The 8276-nt window shown below is 60.3% G+C and carries 6 protein-coding genes; 4 read left to right on the forward strand and 2 right to left on the reverse strand.

The features are described from left to right. Positions 1-197: 197 nt before the first annotated feature. Together ACRXB1_RS03890 and ACRXB1_RS03895 are read right to left on the reverse strand one after the other, a co-directional pair. A complete protein-coding gene (locus ACRXB1_RS03890; protein ID WP_062002397.1) occupies positions 198-1499 on the reverse strand; it encodes a UDP-N-acetylglucosamine 1-carboxyvinyltransferase in 1302 nt (433 codons plus the stop codon). 147 nt (positions 1500-1646) lie between these two features. Further along, the gene (locus ACRXB1_RS03895) at positions 1647-2003 is read right to left on the reverse strand and encodes a winged helix-turn-helix transcriptional regulator (protein ID WP_062002013.1); all 357 of its coding nucleotides are present in this window, start codon (positions 2001-2003) and stop codon (positions 1647-1649) included. 92 nt (positions 2004-2095) lie between these two features. On the opposite strand from ACRXB1_RS03895, the gene ACRXB1_RS03900 reads away from it, so the two are divergent. From ACRXB1_RS03900 to ACRXB1_RS03915, 4 genes are all read left to right on the forward strand, one after another. After that, positions 2096-2845, forward strand: a complete 750-nt coding sequence (locus ACRXB1_RS03900; RefSeq protein WP_075358415.1) for an SDR family NAD(P)-dependent oxidoreductase — start codon at positions 2096-2098, stop codon at positions 2843-2845. Between the two features lie 64 nt (positions 2846-2909). Then, entirely contained in the window at positions 2910-4631 is a 1722-nt protein-coding gene (locus ACRXB1_RS03905) for a VRR-NUC domain-containing protein (protein WP_449491171.1), read from the forward strand. Positions 4632-4996: 365 nt separating this feature from the next. Then, positions 4997-7162, forward strand: coding sequence for an ATP-binding protein (locus tag ACRXB1_RS03910; RefSeq protein ID WP_449491172.1), 2166 nt, complete (start codon positions 4997-4999; stop codon positions 7160-7162). Beyond that, positions 7159-8276: response regulator (locus ACRXB1_RS03915; RefSeq protein WP_449491173.1), on the forward strand; the 1118-nt coding region annotated here is incomplete at its 3' end. The genes ACRXB1_RS03910 and ACRXB1_RS03915, both read left to right, overlap by 4 nt.

An 8276-nucleotide genomic window follows, 5' to 3' on the forward strand; every position in this document is an offset into this window, starting at 1 on the left:
AAGGCACTTACGTTTGACGCCACGCAGTTTGATTAATTAATTATTCTAAGCAGGCTTGGTGATCCGGACTCGCGTGCGGGATGCGGTCCAGGATTGGCTGATCTGGCGCTTTTGATTCGCGGTCAAATGATGAACCGCGGAAAAGGCGCGGGCTTGAGCGCCCGCGCTTCTTGTACTACTTGGAAGTGCAGTGAGGGTTATTCGCTGCTGGTCCATTCCACGTTCGCACCCACTGAGCGCAGGTTTTCGACGAATCGCGGATGCGCGCGCCGGATTGGCAGCGCGTTGGTGATTTCCGAGCGGCCTTCAATACTTGCGGCAACCATCAGCAGCGCAATCGCCACGCGAATGATGTACGGGCTTTCCACCTTGGCCGGCGTAAGCGTGAGGCCGCCAAACGTGATCAGCCGATGCGGGTCCGACAGGAACACGTGCGCGCCGAACTTCGACAGTTCGCCGGACCAGCCCATGGCGCCGTCGTAGACCTTGTTCCAGAACATGGCGCTACCTTCCGCCTTCACGCCAAGGGCGATGAAAATCGGCAGCAGGTCGACCGGGAGATACGGCCACGGCGCCGCTTCGACCTTGGTCAGGATGTTCTGCGTGAATGGCCGGCGCACGCGCAAGGGGCCATCGCGAACGGTGCGCGACCAGCCGTTGCTGTGCTCCACGTGTACACCGAATTTCGCGAAGGTCCGGTCGATCAGCGGAAACTGTTCCGGCGCCGTGTTCTTCACCGCAATATCACCGCCCGTGATAGCGCCGAGCGCGAGGAACGTCGCGATCTCATGGAAGTCTTCGCTGAAACGAAATTCGCCGCCGCCCAGTTTCTTGCCGCCGGTCACGGTGATGCGTGATGTTCCAATGCCGTCGATCGCCACGCCGAGCATCGCGAGAAAACGGCAGAACTCCTGCACGTGAGGCTCCGATGCCGCGTTGACCAGCGACGACGTGCCATTTGCGGATGCCGCGCAAAGCACGAAGTTCTCGGTCGTCGTCACCGATGCGTAGTCGAACCAGTGATCATTCGCGGTCATCTGCGATTCGACGCGAACGATCAGCGAGTCCGTCGTGCGCTCGATGCGCGCGCCGAAACGCTCGAATACCTCGACGTGCGGGTCGATCTCGCGCACACCCAACGTGCAGCCTTTTACGTCATTCTCCAGACGCGCGACGCCGAAGCGTGCAAGCAGCGGCGGCACCAGCATGATCGATGAACGCATCTCTTCCGGCAGCCGGTGTTCGACCGGATCGAACCGCGTGGCGTGATGGTGAAGCTGCAGGACGCCGGTCGTGAAGTCCATCGAAACGCTGCTGCCGAGCATGCGGAAAATGTCGAGGATCTTCTTGACGTCGGTGATGTCCGGAACGCCTATAAGCCGCAATGGCTGGTCGGTCAGAAGGGTGGCGCAGAGAATAGGCAGGACGGCGTTCTTGTTGGCGGACGGGGTGATTTCACCGCGCAGCGCAATGCCGCCGTGGACGATCAGGTTGGACATGTATGGGTGCCAGGCGTTTGAGAGCAAGGCGCATATGATGCCACCGCGTGCAACGTTTGCCGTCATGGGCCAGTCAATTTCGATGTCGATGTGTGCATGGCACGACATCTTGAGGTGCTTTTCAGAATCCGTACCCGGCCCCTATTTTCAGTCGCTTGCAGCCAGCGCTTTATTGTTAAGCAAAGCGTCGATGCGTTCGCGGTTTGCATCGCCCCAAGCGCATAGCGGCATCAGCGCACGGGCGAGCGTCAACCCGAATTCGGTCATCTGATAGTCGACTCTCGGTGGAATCTCGCCGTAGTCACGCCGCATGATGACGCCATCTTCTGCGAGTTCGCGCACTTGCTGGATCAGCACTTTCTCGCTGATGCCGGCGACGAGCCGCTTGAGCTCGCCGAAACGCCGCGGGCCGCCATTCAGATGAAACAGGACGATCGGTTTCCACTTTCCGCCGATTACCGATAACGCGACCTCGAGCCCACAACTGAAAGAACGGGTTTCCATGATTCTCCTGGCACCTACCTTTAGGTAGGTACTAGCATAACAGAATGTACCCGCCCATAATGAATTCTCCAACTCATTAAAGGAGAACTCACATGGGCAAGCTCACAGGAAAAGTCGCGGTGATCACGGGTGCGAACAGCGGTATTGGTCTCGCCACGGCAAAGCGTTTCGCCGAGGAGGGCGCGCGCGTGTTCATGAGCGGACGGCGTCAGCAGGAACTCGACGCAGCAGTCGCGGAAGTGGGCGCGAACGCGCGCGGCATCCAGGGCGACGTATCGAAACTTGCTGACATTGACCGGTTGTTCGAGGTCGTCAAAAGCGAGGCGGGCAGTATCGATATCCTCTTCGCCAACGCAGGCGGCGGCGAATTTGCAGCGCTCGGCCAGATCACGGAAGAGCACTTCGACAAGACCTTCGACACCAACGTCAAGGGCACGCTCTTCACCGTGCAGAAGGCGTTGCCGCTGCTGAGGGACGGCAGCTCGATCATCCTGACCGGATCGACCACGGAAGTAACAGGAGGGGCATCGTTCAGCGTTTATAGCGCGACCAAGGCCGCGATCCGCAATTTCGCCCGAAGCTGGATTGTCGACCTCGCGCCGCGCAAGATCCGCGTCAACGTCCTGGTTCCCGGCGCGACATCGACGCCTGGCTGGCATGGCCTCGCGACCACGCAGGAAGCCAGCGACGAGATGATCAAGTACGTGCAATCGGTCACGCCGCTCGGACGTCTCGCCAAGCCCGAAGAGACTGCAAATGCAGCACTTTTCCTCGCCTCCGATGAAAGCAGTTTCGTAACGGGCAGCGAACTTTTCGTCGATGGCGGCTCGGCGCAAATTTGACGCGGAGCGACCCCAGGGCGCTTCAGTAGCGGTATCATGACTGCTGTATATGCATACAGTGATCATGAGCGATCCGACTTCCCTGCAACCTGCGAATTTTCAGCGCCGGTTTTATTACCTCCTGAATTTCGAGCGCGCGCTCCAATGGCTTGCGGATCGTTACGACGACCTCTGGGCTGAAGGCGAGCGCGTTTTCCTGCGCGAATTTGCGGCGTTGCCGCTGGCGTCGCGGGCGTTGCTGGTTCGCATGCTGATGCGCGTGGGACCGCATTTCCGCGCAAGCAAACTGCTCTACGATGAAATCGGATGCCCGCTCGAAGCGCTCGCGCCGCTCAGCGCGCTCGGTTGGGTGGACGCAAATCCGCCGCTTACGCTCGACCAGGTCTTCGGTCTTCACACGAAGCCCGAGCTGACGAAGATCTTCTCGCTAAGTCCGGCCGCCGCGAGCGCGCGCAAGTCCGAGCTACAGGAATCGCTTTCGTTCCTGCATCCCGGCGAGCGGGTTTATCGCGAATGGCATCCGGGTGCATGCGACGTCGTCATGCGTTTGAATGTGACCGCGTTATGCGAGCGCTTGAGGCTCATGTTCTTCGGCAATTTGCGCCAAAGCTGGGCCGAGTTCGTACTCGCGGACCTCGGGATCGTGCGGTACGAGCGGGTCTTGCTCGAACGGTCGTCGCGCGCTTTCCAAACCCGCGCGGATATCGATGTGTTCCTGGCCGTGCATGCATACCGCGACATGCTCGATACCATCGATGACGTGCCGTCCATCGAAGCCATGATTCCCGAGATCGAAGCACTGGCTTGCGATCACGGCTGGCTGGACCAGCGCCGGCAAAAATTGTTGTATCGCGTGGGGCAGTATTGCGAGCGGCTTCGTCACTGGGATACGGCATTGGCCGCTTACAGGTCGTGCGCGTTTCCGGGCGCGCGGCACCGGCGCATGCGTGCGCTGGAACAGGCGGGTTTTTACACCGATGCATACGTCCTGGCGCTTCAGGCGTGCAGCGAGCCCGAAAGCGAAGAGGAAGCGCAACGCGTCGGGCGCATGTTGCCACGGCTTCGGCGCAAGCTCGGGCTTCCCATCGAGCCCGTGGGCAGGGCGCGACCCGTTGAACGTATCGATGTTGTCCTGCCCATGCCGGCCCGACCTGCTTCGGTAGAAATGATCGTTCGCGATGCACTCAGCGAACCGGGCGCGGGCGTGCATTACGTCGAGAACACATTGATCAATTCGCTCTTCGGGCTGCTTTGCTGGGACGCGATCTTCATGCCGCTGCCGGGCGCATTTTTCCATCCGTTCCAGCGAGGTCCCGCGGATCTCCATTCGCCGGGCTTTCATGCGGCACGGCGCGACGCGTTCGACCAATGCCTTGCTTTACTCGATACCGCTCAGCACGAGCACGTGATCCGGTCGGCGTTTGAATTGAAGGCGGGCGTTCAATCTCCTTTCGTTCATTGGGGAATGCTGACAGCCGAACTGCTGGAGCAGGCGCTGCTTTGCTTGCCCGCCGCACATATGAAGTTGTGGTTTCGCAGGCTTTTGCAGGATATCGGCGCGAACCGGACGGGGTTTCCGGACCTGATCCGCTTCTGGCCGCAACAGAGGCGCTACGAAATGATCGAGGTGAAGGGGCCGGGGGACCGTCTGCAGGATAACCAGACGCGCTGGCTCGCGTACTGCGCGGCGCACGATATGCCGGTGCGCGTCGTTCATGTGAGATGGGCGGAGACGCAGTGCGATCCCGCAAGTGAGAGCGGCGCCATTAGCGAGCAGCTGTGCTAAACACTTTACCGCGAGAGCATATAAAAACAATTGAACTTCACGATGTTGCATCCGATCTGTCCAGGCAAATTTATGCAGCTTGCAATGGTGAGCAATTTCTTATCACGAAAGGCGGCAAGGCTGTTTTAATGCTGGTCCCGTTCAAGCAGCCAACGATTCGCCGTTTCGGTAGCTTGAAAGGGCGGATACGGATCGCCGCCGACTTCAATGAACCGGTCCACTTCAGCAAATAATTAAGCACTCGGTACATCTGCGTCGGTTTTTTTCGCGATCAAAGTGGCTTTCCCTGCACTTCTCTCGTTAGACCCGCGCTATTGGAGAGCGCAAAATACGCAAGTCGAGAACTTAGCCGGGTCCGGAAAAATATGGCGCTTAACACGTTTGGCGGACTGTGGGATTCAGTCGGGCGCCACCGCAGCAGTGTTGTCCTGCGCCTGCTCGCAACGGTTTTTCTGTTTAGCTGCATGGTGACGATGACGCTCACGGCGCTGCAGCTTTATCGCGACTATGACCGGGGCATGGCGCTGATCGAAAGCAGGCTCGCGCAGATCAACGAGAGTTATCGCGGCAGCCTGGGCGAAGCGCTCTGGCGTCTCGATCGCCCGCAACTCGAGCTGCAGCTCGACGGCATTCTCCGTCTGCCCGATATCCGGATTGCCGAAGTCACCGAGATCATCGCCAGCGATACGTCCATGGTCGTCGCCGCCGGCGAACGTACACTCGGGCCGGTGATCGTGCGGAGCTTCCCTGTCGTGTATCGGGTTCAAGGTCACGAGGAAATGATCGGCACGTTGAAAGTGGAGGCGACGCTCACGAACCTGTACCGCGAGCTGTATAAAACCGCGCTGGTCATCTTGCTGAGCCAAGCGGCGAACACGTTCATCGTCACGCTCTTCACGTTCTATATTTTTTCGCGTCTCGTGACGCGGCATCTCGCGGTGGTGGCGCGGCGCGTAGAGAGCTACGACTTCCGGCAAGCGCCGCAAGCCTTTGCGTTGCAACGCAAACCGCCGCGTCATCCGGACGAACTCGAGCGCGTGGTGGCATCGTTCCATGCAATGTCGGCACGGCTTTATCGTGCGTATATCGATGAACGCGAAGCCGCCGAAGGCCGTGAAGCGCGGCATGCAGCGGAAGCGGCCAATCGTGCGAAGTCCGAGTTCATTGCCAACATGAGTCACGAATTGCGCACGCCGCTCAACGGCATTCTTGGTTACGCGCAGGTGCTGAGCCGCGATCCGGCCTTGAACGAGCGCCAGCGCGATGGACTCGGCGTGATCCAGCGCAGCGGCGAACATCTGCTGGCGCTGATCAACGACGTCCTGGACATCGCGAGGATCGAAGCGGGGAAGGTGCCCTTCGATATCGTCGCCGTGCCGCTTGCGGGTTTGCTCAACGATATTCGCGAGATCATCGGCGTGAAGGCGGAGCAGAAAGACCTGGTATTTGTCTGCAACGCCGCGCGGGGTGTGCCCGAGGCCGTACGTGCCGATGAACGGCGGCTACGGCAAGTGTTGCTTAATTTGCTCGCCAACGCGGTGAAGTTCACCGACCACGGCAGCGTGACTTTGCGCGTGGCAACGCTCGTGGATGGCCGTGTTCGATTCACGGTGGAGGACACAGGCATTGGTATTGATGAGGCGCAACGCGAGCTGATCTTCGAGCCCTTCGAGCAAAGCGGCGACGAACAACGGCAGCGTGGCGGCGCGGGGCTTGGACTCGGCATCAGCCGGCAACTCATGCGCGCGATGGGCAGTGAAATCTTCGTCGAGAGCTGCAAGGGAGAGGGCAGCACATTCTGGTTTGAACTCGATGCGGCCACGCCGGCTTGGCTTGTCGTGCAATCGCCGACGGTGCCCGCGCGGGTGATCACGGGCTACGCGGGCGCGCGCAGAACGGTGCTCGTGATCGATGATGCGCCCACGAATCGCGCGGTGGCCGCCGTCATGCTGGGGCACATCGGTTTCGCGGTGCTCGAAGCGGAAAGCGGCGCGGAGGCGGCCGAGATCACCCGGCGGACCACCCCGGACCTGGTTCTCACCGACGTGATCATGGGCGGCCTGGACGGGCTGCAGACCATTCATCGCCTGCGTCTCATGCCGGGAATGAGCGAGGTCCCGGTAATCGCGATGTCCGCAAGTCCTTCCGGCGGCGACGAACCATGCAGCCTCGCTGCGGGCGCGAATGCGTTTATCGTCAAGCCGCTTCATCTGGACACGCTGCTGCACAAGATCGCGTCGGTGACGTCGATTGAATGGATCCACGCGCGAACGGCGATTATCGAGCCGTCTGAGACCTTTAGCGCGCCAATGCCATATATTCCTTTGCCGCTTGACGAACTCGAAGTGTTGCATCGCCTGGCGCGGCAAGGGAACATGCGTGAAATCGTGCTGTGGGCCGAACGCATCACGCATCTGGACGCCCGTTACGGCGCGTTTGCAGCGGAGCTGCGCGCGCTGGCGAAGGGGTATCGGACGAAGGCAATCGTGCAGTTCGTGGAACAGCATCTTGAAGGGAGACACGCGTCATGAGCGATACGGCAACAGTGGCGGTCGAGGCGCCCGCGGTCCTGATCGTGGACGACATGCCGGCGAACCTGAGCGTCATGGTCGAGAGCCTGGAAGACCAGGGGTATCGCGTGCTGGTTGCACTCGACGGGCTTGAGGCGCTGGAACGCGCAGCGTTCTCGCAACCCGACCTGATCTTGCTGGATGTGAAGATGCCCGGCATCGATGGTTATGAAACCTGCCGGCGCCTGAAAGCGAACAGCGATACGAACGAGATTCCCGTGATCTTCATGACGTCCATGTCGGCGGCCGCCGATGTCGTGGAAGGGCTCGCGGCGGGCGGCGTGGATTACGTCACGAAACCCATTCGCGTCGATGAAGTGGTTGCGCGCATTGGTACGCATCTGTCATTGCGCACGTTGCAGCGACAACTCGTCACGCGCAACCTGCAATTGCAGCATGAGATAGCGGTGCGTCAGGAAACCGAGCGCAAGCTATGCGAAGCACGCGATGAACTCGAGGCGCGCGTTGCGCAACGAACCGAGGAACTCGCGCGGGCCAACCTGAGCCTGAATCTCGAAATCATCGAACGTAAAGATGTCGAGGCACGGCTCAAGCAAAGCGAAGCGCGCTTTCGTGCGATCGTTGAAACGAGTCCGGTGCCGTTGTGCATCACGTCCATGCCGCAAGGCGAGATTCTTTACATGAACCAGCCTTTTCGAAGGCTCTTTTCATTCGATGAGGCGCAGACAACGGGCAACATCGTCGACTTTTATGGAGCGCCGGGTGAGCGCGATCCGGTTGTTTGCAAATTGCGCAGCGAGGGCAATCTGCATAACACCGAACTGCGCTTCAGGCGGCCCGACGGCACGTCGTTCTGGGCCGTGGCGAATGCCCGCGTTGCAACCTACGACGACGTTCCCGCCATCTATGTAGGCCTCTACGACATCACCGCGCGCAAAGCAGCCGACGAAAAACTGCGCGCGAGCGAGGCGAGTCTCGCGAACGCGCAGCGCCTTGCACCCTACGCCGACGTCCCCGCCATCTATGTAGGCCTCTACGACACCACCGCGCGCAAAGCAGCCGACGAAAAACTGCGCGCGAGCGAGGCGAGTCTCGCGAACGCGCAGCGCCTTGC

The organism is Caballeronia sp. M23-90 (assembly GCF_053574605.1).